The 19,544-nt window shown below is 60.9% G+C and carries 9 protein-coding genes; 2 read left to right on the top strand and 7 right to left on the bottom strand.

Annotation, left to right across the window (positions count from 1 at the left end; all coding sequences use genetic code 11):
- Positions 1-203: 203 nt before the first annotated feature.
- Positions 204-1,184: an aldo/keto reductase gene (locus JF616_18380; protein MBW8889729.1), complete on the bottom strand. Its 981-nt coding sequence runs from the start codon at positions 1,182-1,184 to the stop codon at positions 204-206.
- Between the two features lie 382 nt (positions 1,185-1,566).
- Between JF616_18380 and JF616_18375 the strand changes: the two genes are divergently transcribed.
- Both JF616_18375 and rdgB read left to right on the top strand, forming a co-directional pair.
- On the top strand, positions 1,567-4,128 hold the full coding sequence (locus JF616_18375; protein ID MBW8889728.1) for a leucine--tRNA ligase: 2,562 nt from the start codon (positions 1,567-1,569) through the stop codon (positions 4,126-4,128).
- An 11-nt stretch (positions 4,129-4,139) separates the two neighbouring features.
- Positions 4,140-4,802 (top strand): RdgB/HAM1 family non-canonical purine NTP pyrophosphatase, encoded by a 663-nt coding sequence (rdgB, locus tag JF616_18370; GenBank protein MBW8889727.1) that lies wholly within the window; start codon positions 4,140-4,142, stop codon positions 4,800-4,802.
- Here the strand turns inward: rdgB and JF616_18365 are convergent.
- The 6 genes from JF616_18365 to JF616_18340 form a co-directional block, all read right to left on the bottom strand.
- A complete protein-coding gene (locus tag JF616_18365) occupies positions 4,799-8,965 on the bottom strand; it encodes a fibro-slime domain-containing protein (GenBank protein ID MBW8889726.1) in 4,167 nt (1,388 codons plus the stop codon). The two genes, rdgB and JF616_18365, sit on opposite strands and share 4 nt — an antisense overlap.
- Positions 8,966-9,311: 346 nt before the next feature.
- The gene (locus JF616_18360) at positions 9,312-15,401 is read right to left on the bottom strand and encodes a chitobiase/beta-hexosaminidase C-terminal domain-containing protein (GenBank protein ID MBW8889725.1); all 6,090 of its coding nucleotides are present in this window, start codon (positions 15,399-15,401) and stop codon (positions 9,312-9,314) included.
- A gap of 470 nt (positions 15,402-15,871) precedes the next feature.
- A complete protein-coding gene (locus JF616_18355; GenBank protein MBW8889724.1) occupies positions 15,872-16,642 on the bottom strand; it encodes a tetratricopeptide repeat protein in 771 nt (256 codons plus the stop codon).
- Positions 16,639-18,417 carry a protein BatD gene (locus JF616_18350; GenBank protein ID MBW8889723.1) on the bottom strand — a complete coding sequence of 593 codons (1,779 nt, stop codon included), beginning with the start codon at positions 18,415-18,417 and terminating at the stop codon, positions 16,639-16,641. Before JF616_18350 ends, JF616_18355 begins: the two co-directional genes overlap by 4 nt.
- Positions 18,414-19,067 carry a hypothetical protein gene (locus JF616_18345; GenBank protein ID MBW8889722.1) on the bottom strand — a complete coding sequence of 218 codons (654 nt, stop codon included), beginning with the start codon at positions 19,065-19,067 and terminating at the stop codon, positions 18,414-18,416. Before JF616_18345 ends, JF616_18350 begins: the two co-directional genes overlap by 4 nt.
- A partial coding sequence (locus tag JF616_18340) for a hypothetical protein (protein MBW8889721.1) occupies positions 19,064-19,544 on the bottom strand: 481 nt, incomplete at its 5' end. The genes JF616_18345 and JF616_18340, both read right to left, overlap by 4 nt.

Here is a 19,544-nt window from a genome sequence, read left to right as displayed (position 1 = left end):
GAGACGGTGGGGCGGCGAGTTGCAAGCGTCGCGGCTCGGGAAAGCGATTCAGCCCGGAAAATTCGAAAGCCCGCGTCAGCCGGCGAGAGACCGGCAGTGCGGTTCGCGGGCGTCGCGTTCCCAAGCCGCGGAAGGACCGCTTTACCGAAAGCGAGCATCCGAGCCGCCCCACCGGCTCGCGGCCCCGCCCAGACCCACCTCATTCACCAATGGTCAGCATACCAGATCCCCCTGCGCCAATTATGCCTCCGCAACTTCTCCTGCAGGACTTTAGGGAGGTCTGGCAGATCGGAGACCGCCAGGTTCATCTCCGCCTGCGCGGGATTACGGATGCCCGCTATCACCGTGCTTACGGCGGGATGGCCCAGGGAGAATTTGAGCGCAGCCTGCGGCATGGTATAGCCGCTTCCTTCCAAATCCTTCCGGATGCGTTCCACTCGATCCACCACCCGGCCCAGGCGCTCGCCCCGGAAGTAGTCGGAACGGAAATCCCCCGCGGGGAAAACGGTTTGGCGATTGAACTTGCCGGTCAAGGCGCCTTCGTCGAATGCCATGCGCACGATGATGCCCACGCCATGCTCCGCCGCCGCCGGCAGGATCTCCGCCGCGGGCTCCTGTTCGAAGAGGTTGAAGATGACCTGCACCGAATCGACCCAACCGCCTTTGATCAAATCGACCACCGAATTCTGATCATGCTCGGGGGTGGAGACCCCGATGAGGCCGATCTTGCCCTCCTCGCGCAGCCGGCGCAAGGTTTCGAAAGGCGCGGGATTCCGGTTCCAGGCCCGGGTCCAGCTATGCAATTGCAGGATATCGATGCGCTCGACGTCCAACGCCTTGAGCCGCTTCTCCACGTTGGCGCGCAGGTAGGCCGGCGAATAGGATACCGAGGGCGGATCGTATGGGGATGGCGGCCATTCGCCCGCTTCGGGAGGGGTCTTGGTGGCGACGATGAGTTCGCCCTTCCATTCCTTGCGGAAGCGGGCGATGATGGATTCGCTGCGGCCATCGCCGTAGACCTGCGCCGTATCGATGAAGTTGGCGCCCAGTTCGGCGGCCCGGTGGAGGGACTTCAATGATTCTTTGTCATCCTGCTTACCCCACCATGATTCCCCCAAGGCCCAAGCGCCGAAGCCGATTTCCGACACGCGCAATCCCGATTTCCCGAATTCCCTTAACCGCATAGCTCAGGCCTCCGTTCCCGTGAATAGGGGATAAATGCTAGCAATCCGGGCCCATGCCGCGGTTTCATCGGCGGCGCCTTAGCTCGCGAATCGCCATTCGGGCGGGGTTCGGCGGGAGGGATACTTTTGCCGCAAATCCCGGGGTCCAGGGAAGCGGCCAACCGCGGTGATTCGATATTAAGACCATTAATATTGGTGTAAATGGGATTTCGCCGACCCTTTTCCGCGTACGCCATCCTATGCGTTGGAGAGCGCCGGTTCAACCCCGTCCCGATGCCGACCCGTTCCCGCGGGGCGGGGGTCGCGGCGGGCCATTAAGCAATCACGGGAAATCCCTTGTTTAGCTATCTTTTTCCCCTCAAACCACACACCCAGGTACCTCGTGCCCCGATACAATCCAAAGACCGTCGAGCCCAAATGGCAGGACCATTGGCTGCAAAAGAAGACCTTCACGGCCACCCTCGATCGGTCAAAACCCAAATTCTACGCCCTCGACATGTTCCCGTACCCATCGGCCAATGGGCTGCACGTGGGCCATCCCGAAGGCTACACGGCCACCGACATCGTTTGCCGCTACAAGCGGGCGAAGGGCTTCAACGTCCTGCATCCCATGGGTTGGGATGCTTTCGGCCTTCCCGCCGAGCAGCATGCCATCAAGACCGGGACGCATCCCGCGGCCACCACCCTTTCCAATATCGACAATTTCCGCCGGCAGATCCGCGCGCTCGGCTTTTCCTACGATTGGGATCGCGAGATCAGCACCACCGATCCGGGCTACTTCAAGTGGACACAATGGATCTTCAAGCGCCTGTTCGAGAGCTGGTACGATTTCGCGGCCGATAAGGCCCGGCCCATGGCCGAGCTGCCAATTCCCGCGGAAGTGCAATCGCAGGGCGCGGCCGGGATCGCCCGTTACCGCGATTCCAAGCGCATGGCTTATATCGCCGAGGCGCCGGTCTGGTGGTGCCAGGACTTGGGTACGGTCTTGGCCAACGAGGAAGTGACCGATGGGCGTTCGGAACGCGGGGACTTCCCGTGCGAACGCCGCCCCATGCGGCAATGGATGTTGCGCATCACCGCGTACGCCGAACGCCTGATCAAGGATCTCGACGGGCTCGAGTGGCCCGAATCCATCAAGGCCATGCAGCGCAATTGGATTGGCCGCTCCAGCGGCGCCGAGGTGCGCTTTCAAGTGGAAGGCCATGGCCAGCCGCTCACCGTTTTCACCACGCGCCCGGACACCTTGTTCGGCGCCACCTATATGGTCGTGGCACCCGAGCATCCAATCCTGGCCGCGATCGTGACGCCCGATCGCAGGGCCGCCGTGGACGCCTACCGAAGGGCTTCCGGCAGCAAATCGGATTTCGAGCGCGGGTTGGACAAGGATAAGACCGGGGAAGCCACCGGAGCTTTCGCGATCAATCCGGCCACCGGCAAGCGCATCCCGATTTGGACTTCCGATTACGTGATGATGAGCTACGGGACCGGCGCCATCATGGCGGTGCCCGCCCATGACGAGCGCGATTACGCCTTCGCCAGGGTGATGGGCTTGCCCATCATCGAAGTGATCCAAGGCGGCGACATCGCCAAGCAAGCCTGGACGGGCGACGGTAAGCTGGTGAACTCCGGCTTCCTGGACGGCTTGGACGTGGAGTCGGCCAAAGCCAAGATGAACGCCTGGCTGGAAGAGAAGGGCTTGGGCAAGGCGCGTATCCAGTACCGCCTGCGGGACTGGCTTTTCGCCCGGCAACGCTATTGGGGAGAACCATTTCCCTTGGTCAATACCGCGGAGGGCGTCCGCTCCCTCCCGGACTCCGAACTGCCTTTGATACTGCCGGATGTCCAGGATTACCGCCCCACGGGGACTTTCGAGCCGCCGCTCGGCAAGGCCGTCGCCTGGGCCGAATACCCGGGGTCCACCGGCGCGCCCGATCCCGGCCAGGGCCCCGTGCCCGCGGGCAAGCGCGAGTTGAATACCATGCCCCAGTGGGCGGGATCGAGCTGGTACTTCCTGCGCTTCGTGGACGCGCGCAACGATAAGGAACCTTTCAGCCGCGAGGCCGAACGGTATTGGATGCCGGTGGACCTTTACATCGGCGGGGCCGAGCATGCGGTCTTGCATCTGCTGTACGCGCGCTTCTGGCAGAAATTCCTCTTCGACTTGGGGCTGGTATCCCAGGCCGAACCGTTCCAGAAGCTCGTCAACCAGGGCCTGATCCTCGGCGAGGATGGCGAGAAGATGTCCAAGTCCCGCGGTAACGTGGTCAACCCGGACGACGTGATCGAGCGCTACGGGGCCGATTCCATGCGCCTGTACGAAATGTTCATGGGGCCGTTGGAACGCCAAAAGCCCTGGCAGACCGCCGGCATCGAAGGCCTGTGGCGCTTCCTGAACAAGGCCTGGCGCGCGGTGGTGGGGGATGACAAGGCGGACGCGGCCATCGCGGATGCGCCGCCCTCCGCGACCCTGACCAAGCGAATGCACCAGACCATCAAGAAGGTCACCGAAGACATCGAGGGATTGCGCTTCAACACCGCCATCTCCCAATTGATGATCTTCGTGAGCGACATCGGGAGCGAATCGGAGCAGGCCGGCGCCACCAGCCGCTCGGCCGCCGAGACCCTGGTGAAATTGCTCGCGCCCTTCGCGCCCCATATCGCCGAAGAGATGTGGGAGAACCTGGGCCATAAGGAAAGCCTGGCCTACGCGCCCTGGCCCGCCTGGGATGAGGCCCTCACGGTGGAGGATACCGTGAACGTGGTTTTCCAGACCAACGGCAAGGTCCGCGTGGAACAACCGGTGGCCAAAGGCACCTCCAAGGAAAACCTGGAGGCGCTGGCCCGCAATCATCCCAAGTTCAAGGCCTACCTGGAATGCGCGGACGTGGTCAAGGTCATCGCCGTGCCGGATAAGCTGGTGAACTTCGTCCTCAAGCCGAAGTAGGGTGGCCGGGCATGCGTTCGGACTTATCCCAAGGCTTGCCCGAGAACCATAAGGCCCTGGTCATCGCCACGGGCAATAAGGGCAAGGTGGCCGAATTCCAGGCCCTGCTGGGTCCTGCCGGCTTCTCCTTGCTCACCCCTGCCGATATCGGCTTCCACGAAGACGTGGAGGAGACAGGGACCACTTTCCGGGAGAACGCCCTCCTCAAGGCCCGGGCCCTGGCGGCCCTGACCCGGCATCCCGTCCTTTCCGATGATAGCGGCCTGGAAGTGGACGCCTTGGGCGGCGCCCCGGGCCTCTACTCCGCCCGTTATTCCGCCCTGGAAAGCGGCCCCCCGGGCCCTTGGCTAGACCCGGCGGGCAAAGCCCTGCCCATGGCGGCCGCCAACCGGGCCAAGCTGCTCAAGGCGCTGGAAGGCGTTCCTGACAGGCGCGCCCGCTTTCGCTGCGTGCTTTGCTTCCTGGCTCCCGGAGCCGCTCCGGCCTACTTCGAAGGGGTCTGCGAAGGGGAGGTCATCCGGGAAGAGCGGGGCGGGGGAGGCTTCGGGTACGATCCCATTATCATTCCGCGCGGTTATGCGCAAACCTTTGCCGAGCTTCCGGGCGAAGTGAAGGATGCCATCAGCCACCGCGGCCTGGCGGTGTCCGCATTCTTGGCTGCCCTCGGAACCTAGCCTTCCCGGCTGCCAACGAAAAAGGCCCCGCCTGAGGCGGGGCCTATCCCATCCGGTCCTTTCGGATCCCGATTAATTCTTACGCAGGATACCGGTACGCGTGTACTCGACCTCTTGCTTGCCGCCCTGGAACTGGAAGGTGACTTTCCAAACGTACACGCCATTGGCCGCGATCTGGCCGTTCTTGTCCCGCATTGGATCGCGCCGGGATCCGATCCGGAAGGCAGATCATTGATGGCCACCGTACGCCCTGAGGCCGTCTTCGACCCATCGAATTTCGTGGCGCTACCGGGGACGAATCCCACGGGGGGAATCCAGTACACGGCGTACTTGTCCGAACCGGGAGCGGTTTCCTGGGCGATTCCACCCTTGTTATCATCGCGGGAATCCTGGTTCGAAACCTGGTAAGCGGGGTTCGTCGGATTCAAGCCTGCCACGGGCGGGTAGCCGCGGAAAAGCTCGATCAGCCTTCTGCCGTCGTCTCCCTCGAGCTTCACGCCGTACTTGGGCGGAATGTTCCCGGAGGTGTCCGTATACTTTCCATCGGCGTTGAGGAAGATGCAATCCTTGCCGGCCGCCGGGGAAAGCCCGGTATTGTTGTCGATGATGACGATATAGGTGGTCGGATCGGGCGGGTTGGTCTGCGTCGCCGGCGGAGAGGAGGCGGTGATGACTTTGGCGCTGCTGTAATCGGTGCAGCTGCCGCCGAATTTCAGCATCTGGGTGAAGTCGCCGAGCTTCAACGGTTCGGAAAGCTTCACGTAAAGGGTATCCTGGTTCAAGGATTTGTCGCCCTTCGCGATCAGGTTGGCGTTGACCGGATGCTTGACCGCGGAAACGATCACCGGCCCGATGGAATCATCGATGAAAGGATGTTGGCCCTTGAAGAGCGCATCATCCGAAGGCAAGGTCACCATCGGCGGATTGGCCTGGTCCAGGGCCGTCTTGTAAAGATCGAACTGGTTCGAGGTGTAATCCAGCACCACCGTGGTGGAATCGGAATTGAGGAAGGAGATTTTGGCCTTGTCGGCCAGCTTCCCGGGCAACAGTTCCGAATTCCAATGGGCCGTGTCCGCACCCGGAAGATGGCTCAGTTGATTCTGGAACACGATGTAGACCTTGTCGCCGCGGCCGTCCCCGTTGGTATCCTTGATATAAGCCTTCACGACCTGGTCATAGGCGGCGCTCAGGATGATGGACCCGGTCGCCACCGCCGCGTCGATGGTCACCTTTCCGACGGCGGTGACTTGGCCGTTGAGATTGCCCGAAGCGACCTTGCCTTCCAGGATGCCGTTGTTCGGCGTCTGCGCCCCGGTCACGAACTTGAACGGGACCTTGGCGATGAAGATATTGGTCGCCTTCCCCGTCTCCACCGCGATGAAATTCTCGGATTCGGTACCGATGGTCATGGTAACGGTTTCGTTATCCACGGCATTGATATCGGGATTGCGTCCGGTGACCACCACGTAAAAGGAATCCGCATCGGCGTCCGATATCGACAAGATCGGATTCTTGCCGGCCGGATCGCTGGAGAAGGAGAGGGTGGGAGTCATCGGCTCGTTGATGTCCACCTGTACGCTCTTGCCGTCCTTGTAGACCGGGTCCGTGTAGGTGACCTGGATTACGTCGTGGGACAAGCATTGGAGGCTTTTGTCGTTGACGGCCGGGCCTTCGCTCTTGGGAATCGGGGTCGATACGTATTTCCCCGAACCAGGCGCCGTTTCCACCGCCATATAGTCGACAAGCCCGTCCCGGCTTCCCGTACAGGACACGTTGAAATAAAGGGTGTCGATCGCCGAGGACAACGACTGATCGGTAATGGTGACTACGATGCTGGAGTCGGTACGCTTAATGACCACGTCCCCGTTCGGATTAGTGATGTCGATTCCCGGAGGTTGATTGGGATTGGCCACCAGTAGATCGGCCGTGGCTTTGGCGCCCGCGCCGCCGTTCTTGGTATGCGAGGTGACTTCGCCATGCACCTCGCCGATCACATAGGTATCGGCCGTGTCGTTGTTCTTCAGGATGTGCGGCGAGTCCATCAGCTTGATGGATCCCTTCCAAACGCCGGTGCTGCCCGTCTGCTGGACGAATTTCAGCTGTACGGTTTCCAGATCGGGATCCGCCGTGCCATTGTAGTTCACGATCGATAGGGTCACGGGAATCGAATTCAAGCCGAGGATGAAATCATCCATGTAAGTGATAAAGAGCGAGTCTTGGGCCGGATCGTAATGGGTTCCGTTGGGTACGGCCACCCCGGCCTTGTTGGTGAAGGTCAAGACGCCATCGATTTCAGGTTGCTTGCCGAAGCCGGCATTGGCGCTGGCGACATCCTTGTCGAGGGGATCCGTATAGCTGGCTTTGATCTGGTCGCCAAGCTGGACCTGGATGATCGTGTCGGCAGGAACGGATACGGGTACGATTGAAAGCGTAACCTTCGCGCGGTACAGCCCGGGAGAAACGACGGTCAGGTTCAGGGTCAAGGAATCCCCGGTCCGGCCGGAACCGGTCGGGGTCGAAGTCACCAGCTTGATGGTAGGTTGATCGGTCGATCGCAGGATCTCATCCGTAACGAAAACGTATACCTGGGTCGCGGTGCCCGAGATCGAATCGGTCGCGCCCGTGCCATCCGGATTGGTGGCGAAGAAGACCTTAGCCTGTTTAGGCGCGGGCCGCACCCAGACATGCTTCTCGGCGATGTCGGTGGGGTCTTGCGGATTGACCCAACGAACGATGAGGCTATCGTAGGGCGAAGCCTGGGATTTCCCGTCATTGGCCGTAGCGGCGCCGATGACGAGCGGCTCCGTCCCGGTAAAGGTGAATCGATCATTCGCGAAGACCGGATTAGGGATGCTGACCGTCTCCTTGTCCACCGCCGCCTGGGTGGATGCGGCCACGGAGGCCGTGGTTAATTGGGCCTGCGACGTAACCAGCTTAATCGTATAAGCGGTGTTGAGTTCGCTCAGGTAGCCGGGCAGGGTATTCCCATTCTGGTCCAGGATATCCAGGGTCGAGGCAGGGGACACCTTAGTATAGGTCTCGCTCATCACCGTGCTCGTTTTCCAACCCGCCTTGATCCCGATGGCCTTAATGGTGGTCGTTTTGGTGACGAGGATGGAAAAATTCTTGGCAGGATCGGTATCGTATATCGGGGAAGTGCTATCCGGGACGGAGCCGTCGGTAGTGTAATGGATGACTGCCCCCGGAGTTGTTTCGCTCAATCTTACGGATACTTGGGAAGCGAAGTTTTCGGTTCGGGGATCGGCCGTGGGCGGGTCAACCTGATTGGTCTGTAGCTGGAGGCTGGTGGTGATTTTACAGTCCGAAGCGACGATGTGGCGTTCGGCCAGGAAGAAGTCCAGCATGTAGCTCTTGCCGTTCTCCAGGCCCAGTCCCTTTGCATCGATGGTCGCCTGATTCAAGGTCACTCCCAGGGCTTCGGCCGCATGCACGCCCCCGAGGTCGATTACCAGCTTGCCGTTGATGAAGACCCAGACATCGTCATCGCCTCTGAAATCGAAAGTCTGGGGGGAAGTTTCCGAGGCGATATAGGTAAAGGTCGCATGGAATTCGGTGGTGAATCCGAAGTTATGCAGCGCCGTGTTCACGCCACCTTGGTTAACGGTATTCAAATGCCCGAAGGTTTTCGTGGGACCACCGGGGATGGGGCGAGTGATTCCCCGAGTCACCGAATCGTCATCAAGAGGGAAGAAGCTCGAGTTGTCGTACACATACAAGCCCTGGGCGTTGCGCGTGAAAATCATGTTGTAAAGGAATGGTTTATTCTGGTGGGGCAAGGCATCGGTGATGCGATCGTTATACCAGTCGTCGAAATTGCCGGTGCTCGTGTAGCATCCCGTGACTGCGCGCGGGATCTTGGGATTCCGGTTATCGAACGCGAAAACCGCAGGAGTGACGGAGCCGGTCGTGTCGATCACAGGATTTACCGCGTTCCTGCAATCGCCATTGAAGGTATTGAAATCCGGATGGTTGGGGCAGTTGGCGCCCGTGCAAGGGTTGGATGCATTCGGCAGCTCGGCGAAGTCCCGGACCTTCGCCGTCAAGGTCAGGATATTCGGAGGGGTCTGGGCCAGGGGCGATTCCCACGCGGAGAGGATAAACCCAAAGACAAGAGCGGTGAACAGGAAGTGTCTGGACTTCACGGCGGATCCTTTTGCAGGTGTTTTCAGGGCGGGCCTCCCTAGCGCTAAGCAAAGATATGCGAAAAAACCGAAACGAGCGCGTGGGAAAGCATACTTTCCGCTCTCAAAAATGCAGCGGTGTTGGACCCCTCGACCCTGTACCGGTTTTCCAGGCTCGAAATAGTAGGAAAAATTGCGGGATTTCCGCATGTTGATGGGGATGTTCCGCCCCTGGATTCGGAAGGTAATCGCTCAATAATCGGGCTAGGCCCCAAAAGCCCTAGATGAAAAGGCTTCCAGGGCTCGCATTCCCTCCGGCATGGGCCGAAAGCGAATGCTCACAAGCCTCACAGAGCGGAATCCACCACTAGTTTTGCCGCAGCACGCCCGTCCGCGTAAAGCGCACTTCGGACTTCCGATTAGTGTCCTCGAAGGTGAAGTTCACCTTCCACACGTAGACGCCTTGGCCCACCATTGATCCGTGGGAATCCTTCATATCCCAGACCAGGAAGCTGACTTGGCCCCCTTCCACCGTACGCGACCCGTTCCGTAATTCCCCATTATGCCCGAAAGACTGGTTCATGGTGCGGACGAAGTTGCCCAGGTTGTCGAAGATGGTGATGTGGGCCAGGTAGGCCGCGGAAGTGATGACTTGAACCGTACTGATTCCGGGGGGCATGGGTTGGGGATGCGCGCTCTCGCCGGCCCGGTTGCCGGTCTGCGAGTTCCCGAAGTCCCGGGCCACGTTTTCCAGGGAACCGATGGGGTTGGATACGTCGAATCCCACCGGCGGCACCCAGATGACTTGTACGGTCTGGTCGATCCCCGTTTCCTGGCGGTAGGTGCCGTCGGAAAGCTTGTCCTGGTTCGCGGTGGTGAAGCCCACGCTTCCGGCGTCGATGCCGGCCACCGGAGGATAGCCCTTGAAGGCCCGGATCACGAGTTTCGGGTCGGCCCCCGTGATGGGCGCGCCCACCTTGGAGGGCAGATTCCCGGCCAAGTCCGAGAAGCGCCCGTCGGTTTCCAGGAAGATGCAATCGCCGACCAGGGGCGTCTGGGTTTCCAGGGCGTTGTCCACGATGGCCTTATAGGTGATGCCGTCCGGGGAGGTTTCGGGCAGGCTGAACAACAGCAAGGGAACGCTTTCGGAATAGTCCCGGCACCCTTTGGAGAAGCGGAAGACCGCGGAGAAGGACGTGCTGGTGCGCAGCTTTTCCGAAACCGTGATGACTAGGGTATCCGGAGTGAAGCGCCTTTCGGTTTGGGTGACCGCATAGGTCTGGCCATTGGACGGCAGCTTCATGGCCGTGAGGGGTATGGGCCCGACCGAGTCGGCCAGGAGGGCCTGTTGGCCGCCGAAGAGATTGTCGTCCGGGAAAAGGGCGTAAGGCGCCGGTTTGCCGTCCGGGATGCCGGTGAGGCCTAGGCCGAACTGCGACTTCGAGAAATCGGCGATGATGAGCGAAGAATCTCCCTTCGCGAAGCTGAGCTGCGAAGCCTCGGCCTTTTGCTTCAAATCCGGGGAGACGGCATTCCAGTATGCCGCAGTGAGCCCATCCGGCAGCCGGGCTAGGCTATGATCGAAGCGGAAGTAAAGATGATCGGCGCGACCGTCCCCGTCGACGTCCGCGGCCCAGGCCGAGACCGCCAAATCGAAGATGGACAACAAGGTGAGATCGGCTTTGACGTCGCTACCCGATATCGTGGCCTTGCCGTTCACGACCGCCTGGTTGATGCGCGCCTTGGGGTCGAGACGGGCCTCGATCGTTCCGTCGCCGGGTTGGGGAGAACCGGTCTGGAAGCGGAAGGTGGCGGTGGTGCGGAACTCCCCGGTGAAAGGGCCGGTTTCCACGGCTTTGAAAATCTCGCTTTCATCAGCGCCGATGGATAACGTCACCGAGATGGTGTCCACCTTATCGCGCGTAGGGCTGACCCCTTTTACCACGATTACGAAAGAGTTGGCCGAGCCATCGGTAACCGATGCGATGCGGGAGCCGTCCTTAACCGAGGCATACCACATTTCGGGCGGGGTATCGTCGATCCAACGCACCTCGGTGCTGCGGGGAGTGCCGAAGACCGGGTCCGTATAGTTCACGACGAAGATGTCGTTTTGGCGGCATTGCAGGATCGCGTCCGATTTGTTCGGAGTGCCGGAATTCAACTCGCCCTTTTCCACCGGCGGCTTGGCCACGTATTCCGTCCCGTTCCAGACCAAGACCACGTTTTGGACTTGGTCGCCGCTTTGGCTGCAGGAAACCGTGGCCGTGATGGTGGCTTCCCCGGATTTCGTCACGAGCTGATCATGGATGACGATCTCGACCTGATCGGTTTTCCGTTGCACCGTGCCGCCCGAGGTGTCGCGCACGATGATCTCGGCGGGTTGGTCGGGATAGGCGATGGCCAAGGTATCCGTCACCTCCCCGTTGAGGTCCGCGCCCGCATTGTCATGCGGGGTGACGGCGGCGCGGAGCTTCCCGAGATAATAGGTCTCCAGGATGTTGTCGCCGGCTTTCGCTTTCGACGAATCCGCCAGGGTGATGGAGCCTTCCCAGGTCCCGCGGCTGACGGTGTGGGACTTGAGCGAGATGACGAGCGTCTCGTTATCGGCGCCCACGGAATCGCCCGACTTCCAGTTCACCAAGCTGAAGCGGACCGTCTTGGAATGGACCAGGGAATCGATGCCGGCGTTCCAATCGTCGGAGTAGCGCACGAAGACCTTGCCTTTGGCGGGGCTCCAGACGGCCCCGGGAGCGACGGCATCCCCGTTCTCATCGATGAAATCCAGTTGCGCCGACTCTTGCACTTGCTGGGCGAAACCGGCGTCGCCGCGATACGGATCGTGGTAAACCGGATCGGTGAAGACCGCGGTAAGCTGGTCCCCGGCCGCCGCTACCTGGATCACGTGATCGCCCTTGGCTTTGGCACCCGTGCCGACCGGCGCCTTGCCCGAAAAGACCCCGGGGGAGAGTTCGGTCAAGACAATCACCTCGGTATCGCTGCTGCCGTCGCTGGAGGTGAGGACCACGTTATAGGTGAGGGAAGGATCGCGCGGGCGGGTTTTCACGACGATGTAGACCGTGTCGGTATTGACGGGGTACTGGGTGATCTTAGGGCCGTTCTCGGTGGCGGAGAAGTAGACTTCGGCCGCCACGAAGGCGGGCTTGATCACGAGGGTATCGGCGGCGACGTCGGCGGGGTTATACGGATTCACCCAGCGCACCACTATGGTATCGTTCCCGGCGGCATCCAAGGTATCGTTCCTCAATGAACGCGTGGCCGGCGAGAGCAGCGGCAATTTAGAGGACAACTCGATGGCGTTTCCCAGGGACCCGTTGAAGCGGAGCAGCGCGGTTTCCGAATCCCCTGCCGCCCGGGTCACCGTGGGCACGTCCGCTGACGTGAGGTTATCCTGAGTGGTGATCAGCTTGATGGTAATCGCCTTCGAGGCTCCCGTAAGGACGTTCCCGGGTATGGCGTTTCCGTTCTCGTCGAGGATCTCCAGCCGCGAGGCCACCGTTTCCTTCGTGTAAACCGTGGTCAGGATCTTGCTGTCCTTAAAGCCGGGCTTGACGGCGATGGCTTTCAGGGTGGTAGTTACGCCGATGCGGATGGGATCGGAGTAAAGCAGGCTTTGGCCCGGCACCGGCTTGGAGCCGTCCAGGGTGTACCAGATGACGGCTCCGGGGGTTTCGCTCGTCAGCTCAACCGATTCGCTGGTGACGAATTTGTTCCCGGCGGGCGTAGCCACGGGCTTGGCGACTTCCTCGATGATTATTTCCGTAATGCCGCCATAGACGGGATCCGTATACCGCACGCGGATCTGATCGGTGGTGAGGCAGGAAAGGATCCGATCGCCGAGGTTCGGGGTGCCTTCATCTTTGGGCAGGGTACCGGTGGTGTATTGCCCGGAAAGGGGGGTAGGGCCTTCCCCGGCGGGAAAATTGGCGACGCTGTCGCCCGACTTGACGCAGGCCACGTTCACGAGCACGGTATCGTTGTCTTTGGTGAAACTCTGATCGCGGACGGTGAAGATCATGCCTTCGTTCGAGGTTACGGTGGTGTCCATCTTCCATTGGATGCTCGCTTGGGAATCCGGATAGGCGATGACCAGGAAATCCGTAACGGTAAGGTTCTGGCTGGCGCCCTTATTGTCATGGGCATTGGCGGAAATGGTGGCTTCGCCGCGGAAGCGGGTTTCCGCTTTGCCGTTGGAGTCGGTGGGCATCGCATCGGCCAAGTCGATGGAGCCTTTCCAATGGCCTCGCGTATCGGTCAGCTTGGCTACGTAATCGGCCGCGATCCGTTCATGATCCGCGGCCAGCTGGACGCCGTACTTCTTGCTCGCGAGGGTGAGGAAGATTTGCTCGGTCGCGAGCGTGCCGTTCACGGCATCGTCGCTGTAATCGAAATAAAGCTTACCGTTGGCCGGGGACCAGATGGTGCCGGCCGGGAGCGGATTGCCGGAAGCGTCGGTAAAACGCAGGGCGGGTGCTTCTTCAACGCTCTGATCGAAGCCGGCGGTGGCCTGCGCCGAATCGCCTATGTCCACCGGGTCCTTATAGACGACGCGCAATTGATCGCCGCCCACCGAGACCTCGAGTTTCCCGTTGCCCTGAGTCTTGGTGTCGTTGGCCACCGTAAGCTGCCCGACCAGGGTTCCCGAGCCCGGCGTAAGCGGAGTTAAAACCACGGTCTCCTTGTCTATGCTGAATGTTTCCGATGTGACGATGGCGGTATAGGATTTATGGGCGTCCGGGGCTTGATCCTTCACCACGATGTATACGACCGAGGTGCTGGCCGGGAATTGGGTAACCGCCGCGCCGCCGTTCGATTGCGCGAACCAAACTTGCGAGGCCTGCCCTTTGGGCCTCACGCGCATGGTATCGGCCACGAAATCCTGCGGGTCACGCGGATGCGACCAAGCCACGATAATGGAATCGAATGCCGACGACTCCAAGGTGCCGTTGCGCAATACGCGTGCCGCTCCCGTCCCCTGGAACGGAAAGGCGTTCCGGAAGACCAGGCTATCCGCGTTGGATATGATGGGGGGCTTGAGATGCGGAGCCTCGGTGTCGGCCTGGGCGCGCGTCGTGGCGGCGGCCACCGCCGAATCGAGAGGCGATGGCGAAGTCCGGATGCGGACTTGGTAGATGGTGTTGGAGTCGGTGAAGTAAGCCGGCCGGGCGTTCCCCGCATCGAGGATGAGCAGGGAGGAACGATCGTAGCACGTCATCCCGAATTGGGTGGTCCCGATTTTCTGGGTCGTACTGGACGCGGGCAAGGTGGTGGAAACCGTGAAGCTGATGGTCTTCGTATCCACGTTTCCGGAGGTTTTCTCCTTGAAGCTGGTGCTGACCGAGATGACATTCGACCCGTTGGCGTTGAGGCCGATGATGTCGCTCAATTTCATGAGCCAACTCCCATCGGGTTGCGGGATGAAGTCGGCGGCGGCGCTGGTAGCCGTTTGCGCAGGGGCGATGCTGGAATTGGTGACCGAAGCGCTCTGCGGGGAATATTGCAGAAGGACGATATTGAGGATGGATGCGACCACCGATTTCAGGCTGTCGGGATCGTCCGGGGGGATGATGAAGAATTTGCCGCCAGTGCTCAGGGACATGTTGGAGAGGACGGCGGTGTCGCTGCGTGGGCGGCCCAGGAAAATACCGTAGATGGGCGGAGTGCCGGAACCGAAGTTAGGGCTGTCGCTGGGCCTGCCGTCGGAAAGGAAAATGATCGCTTTCTTTGGATTGGAGGTGATGGTGGATGTTGTCAGCCACTTCCGTGCGGAGTCCAGCGGCGGATTGTAATTCGTCCCGCCGGTGAAAGCGGTATTGATGCCTCCTTGGACCGCGGTTATGTTGGCGGTACTGTTCAAAACTCTTGGCCGGACCACCGGTTCGGTCCCATTCTCGAATCCCATTATGCCTGCGGTGGATTGCGGCGCCCGCGCCGCCTGATCCTGGATCCCCAGATAAAATGCCCTGGCGCGGGCATTGTACGGATCGCCCGAGATGTTGGAGCAACCCCCGTTTGCGGACAAATGCGGGATTTTCCGCAAGACCTGGCTGGTTCCGTTGTCGTTCCACTGGTAGAAGGAGATTGAATCGCCCGCCGAAGTCCCGCACACGTCGTAGTAGTAGGTCGTGTCCCCGGTCCCCGAATTGATGTAGGCCGAACCGGCGCGCATGCTTCCCGAGTTATCGTAGACGTAAACGATATCGGCATCGCCGCCCGCTTGCACGGCGCCCTTGCAAAGCGATAATCCGTCGTTGTCGATGCGCGTCACGTTCAACGGCACGTTCACCGTCTTCCCATCCAGCGACGACAAATCCAGGCATCGCTTGAAGGACGCGGGGTTGCCGGAAACGGTGGTATCCCGGCCCACCAGGTCGCAGCGCTTGGTCTGCGCTTGCGCCAACGATGAGGCGAGGGCGGCGGCGATCGTAAGAAGAACCATTCTGCCGAGACGCGAGGGTCGGGACCCGTTCGGCATCCGATGCGTGGATGACCGATTGGCATGGCAGGGGTACGCGGTGCGCAACATGATGTTCTCCATTTCGATTCCGGGATGAACGCGAATGCAATCTAGCCGCATAAGGCCCCCGGACACAAGATCCCCAAAATCATACCATATCCGAATCCACTAAGACAGATCGTCGAATTTCCCAAGTCCATTATGGGCGCGAGGATTTCGCAACTCAAGTCAAATCAGCCCCATGAGGCTTGCGGGATGGCGGGAATTTGGGAAGCTGGAAGGCCCGGCATCGGCAGGAGGGGCCGATATAACGGGCTTGCCCGGGTATGGGGTTTTGGCTGATTCCCGATTCCGGAGCCAATCAAGGCTTGGCGCGATTCACCGATGGATGGGATCCAGCAGCCTTTTTCGCGACCGAATCCGGATCCATCAAGGGTGCGGCAATGTCGCGATCAGACTTTGCCGACGTCGGCGAGGCGGACGAAGCCGCCTTTGCCATTCGCCAACTTTACCGATACCCAGTCCCCGTGGGTCTCGACGATTTCGAACCGGGTGCCTTCGTGGACTTGGGTGAGCACCTGGAAGTTCTCGCCGGGACCGCTGTACATCTCGATGGAAGGCTTTAGTACGATGGCGAAGCGAAGGGTTTCCTGGTCCTTGATCTTGAGGACCAGGGAGGGAGCGAGGGAAAGCATGCCCAATCCCGCGACCACCATCAAAACCGCCAGGGCGGTACGCAGGGCGGCGCCGGCGTAGAGGCAGAGGATGGCCGCCAGGCCCAGGAAGGTGAAAAGGCCCAGCTCGATCCACAGGCCTTCGTTGATGGAAAAAGCGGCATGGGCGTAGGCGAGCGCCCGCGTCAGGAAGTTTTCCTCGGGCGCGGGAATCTTGTCCTGGATCTGCGCGTTGACGAAGCGGAGGTTATACGCGATGTCGGGATCGTTGGGATCGAGCTTGCGGGCCTTCTCGTAATAAAGGATGGCCATCCCCAGCTGGTTCTGGCGGAACAGGCAATTGGCATAGTCGAAATACAGGCGGGAATCGGCGACGCCTTCGTCGAGGGCGCGGCGGTAGAGATCGGCCGCCTGGGCGTAATCGTTCTTCTCATAGGCGGCATTGGCCTGGTGGAAGGCCTGATTGGCCCGGGCCATGGCCTCGGGCGTAACGGCACCCGCGTTCGCGAACAGGCCCATGAGAAGGGCCAAGCCGAATAGCTTCTTCATCCCAACTCCCGGTCCAATATGCGCAACAGGTTCTCGGCCGCTGCCAACGCCGCTTTCCAAGCCTTCTCGTCCCGTTCCCCGCCTCCGAATTGGCCGAAGTCGCAAGCTTGCAGCACCTTGGCGTATTCCGTCGCGGCGGCCTCGCCGGCCCCGTTGGCTTTCAGGCGCGCTTGCGCGTCCTCGACGGTCAAGCCGCGGAACTCGACATTGGTCTTGTCGCTCGCGAAGCCCACCACCGCCTGGGACAGGGCCCGGTAAAAGCCCCGCGCATCGCGTTGCTTAAGCGAATCCTCCGCCTCCCTCAGGCGGCGTTTGAGTTGGGGGCCCGCCAGGGTCTTGCGCTTGAAGGTGGCGTCGGCGGCCAGACGGCGGCTGCGCGTGCGAACCAGCAGGAGCATGGCGAAGGCGACCGGGGTGGGCGGGAACAGCAGCCAATACCAGGCCCGCCGGTACACGAAATCGTCCTGGCTTTTCAGCTCCCCGGAGGTCTTGATGTGGCGGATGTCCGAACCGATGTCCGCGATTTCGCGCTGGCTCATGACCCGGGCCGGCGTATATTCGCTTTCCTTGCCGGCGGTCACCGCGATACGGATGGGTTGCGATTTCGCTTCTACGTACTCTTTACGCTCCGGATCGAAATAGGGGAAGGCGATGGCGCCCAAATCGTAGTCGCCGCGGCGATGGGGAACCATCACGTACTTGAAGGTCTTGACGGTGATCAGGGTGTTCCCCTGCGGCGCCGAGTTCGTGGCGACTTCCGGTTCGAAGACTTCGAACTGCCCCAGGTCGGGAAGCTTCGGCTTGGTGATGGTTTTCGGCTCGCCATCGCCCTTGACCGTCACGGTCAGGGTAACCGCATCGCCGGCGGCGACGCTGGTCTTATCCACCGTCGCAGACAAGGAATAGATTCCGACCGATCCCGTGAATCCGTCGGGGGCCCCGGCGGGCAACGGTAGGACTTCCATATCGATGGGGCTGGCCATGGCCGACATGTTGACCGCGGATCCGCCGTTCCCGAAGAACTCGTCGTCGAACATGTCGAAGACCGAGCCCTGTCGGCGGCGCTGGGTGCGGCTCGCCTGGGTGTATTCGATGGGGATGCCCGCCAAGTCGGCCTTGCCCGCCAGCAACGGGAAGAGCACGATGCGCATGTCGTACACGCGGGCGTTCTCCCCGTTGATTTTCATGGTCTTCCCTTCCACCTGCTTGTCCAGCCTTTGGAACCAGAACTTCTCGCCGATGAGCTTTTGCAAATCCTGAACCAGGTTGATTTGCTGCACGCCTGCACCCGCGACGAGGCGCAGGTTGTAGAAGACCTGCTCGCCGACATAGGCCTTGCGCTTGCTCAAGGTCGGCGTACTGGTGAGCCCCGGCTCTTGCTTGGCGACGGTGACCTGGGCCGAACCCATGTTGCGTTCGTAGTCCTTATAGGCGTACTTGATGGGTCCTAATTGGAAGGCGCCCGGCTTATGCGCCGTAAGGGTGTATGTGAAGTTGACGATGTAGAGGTTCTTGCTGCTCACCCGGCCGTTGACGATGGTGGTCTGGGAGCTTTGGGAATTCGCCATGTTCTTGGCGACCGTGAAGTTCTGTAGGCCCTCCACCTGCGGCCAGGGAAGGTCCGCCGGCTTCTCGTCGGAAGTTACCTGCACGATCAGCTGGAACGGCTCCCCGGTGCCGACCTGGCTGGCCGTGAGCGAGGCTTGGGCCGCGATCTCGGCGCGCGCCGCGCCGGCCGCCAGCAAGGTAAGGCATAGGGCCAGGGTAAGCCTCACCAATCCTCCTCGACTTCCACCTGCTTGCGAGAGCGCTTCTGCATGTTCTTCTGCTCGCGCTTCTCGTCGTCCTGGTAGGAATTTAGCAATCGTTCCGCCTCTTCCTTACTCATCTGCCCCGGAGGCACGGGCGCGGCGCCCTTGCCGGTCGAGTCGCCTTGCTTTCCCGGCTGGGCCTCCGGCGGAGGGCCGTTCTGCTGACCGTTCTGATCCTTGTCTTTATCCTTGTCCTGGTCCTTGTCGCCGCCCTGCTTATCCTTATCCTGCTTGTCCTTGTCCTGATCCTTTTTCTGCTGCTCCTTCTGTTGCTGCTTGGACTGGTTCTGGTCCTGCTTCCCTTGCCCATCCTTGTTCCGGGAGGAATCCTGCTTGTCCTGCTTTTGCTGGCTGCCCTGCCCGCCTTGGCTTTCGCCTCCGCCCTGGTCCTTCTTCTGCTGGTCCTTCATGGACTTCAGTTGGTTCGCGAGGGCCTTGAGGCGGGCGTCGTTGGGATATTTGGACAAGCCGTCTTCGACTTCGACGGAGGCTTCTTGCAGGCGGCCCTGTATGTACAACGAGGCGCCGCCATGGAGATAGTCCTCGGCGCCTTTCGCGGCGGCGAGTCCGGCCGCCAGGGCCAGCGCCAGGATCGCATTGCGAAGGGAGATCATATGACCCCGACCCCGGGTTGGGCGGCGCGCGGATCCTGGGCGTTGGGATGCGTGGGCGTCTCACCGCGCATGATCTTCAGCACGTCGTCGATGCGTTGCACGTAGGCTTGGAAGGTCGCCGCGGTGCGGTCCTTCTGGATGATGTCCTCGAGCAGGGTCTTGGCCTCGGAATAGCGGCGTTCTTGGACCAGTTGCAGGGCGCGCGCCAGTACCTTCTTGGCCTCTTCGCTGGGCTCGGGCGGCTTCTGGTGATTGCCCTGCTGCTTCTGATCCTGCTTCTGCCGATCGAGGAGTTCCTTGATGCGGGCTTGCACCACCTCGATATTGCGCTTCGCGTCCTTGTTTTCCGGGCGCAGTTCCAGGGACTTCTTGTAATTGGCCATGGCCTCGCGGTAGTCCTCGATGCCTTCCTGCTTGCCGCTCTGGATGGCGAATTCGCCTTTGCGGAAATGCGCGTTGCCGAGATTGTAATACGCC

The sequence above is a fragment of the Fibrobacterota bacterium genome, assembly GCA_019509785.1.
GTDB lineage: Bacteria > Fibrobacterota > Fibrobacteria > UBA11236 > UBA11236 > Chersky-265.
Note: the sequence above shows the minus strand (reverse complement) of the source record. Positions and strands in the feature narration are given on the sequence as shown.

Excerpts from the sequence above, each read along its gene's own strand:
- JF616_18380 (MBW8889729.1), bottom strand. The coding sequence starts at position 1,184 with ATGCGGTTAAGGGAATTCGGGAAATCGGGATTGCGCGTGTCGGAAATC.
- JF616_18360 (MBW8889725.1), bottom strand. The coding sequence starts at position 15,401 with ATGGTTCTTCTTACGATCGCCGCCGCCCTCGCCTCATCGTTGGCGCAA.
- JF616_18355 (MBW8889724.1), bottom strand. The coding sequence starts at position 16,642 with ATGAAGAAGCTATTCGGCTTGGCCCTTCTCATGGGCCTGTTCGCGAAC.
- rdgB (MBW8889727.1), top strand. The coding sequence starts at position 4,140 with ATGCGTTCGGACTTATCCCAAGGCTTGCCCGAGAACCATAAGGCCCTG.
- JF616_18345 (MBW8889722.1), bottom strand. The coding sequence starts at position 19,067 with ATGATCTCCCTTCGCAATGCGATCCTGGCGCTGGCCCTGGCGGCCGGA.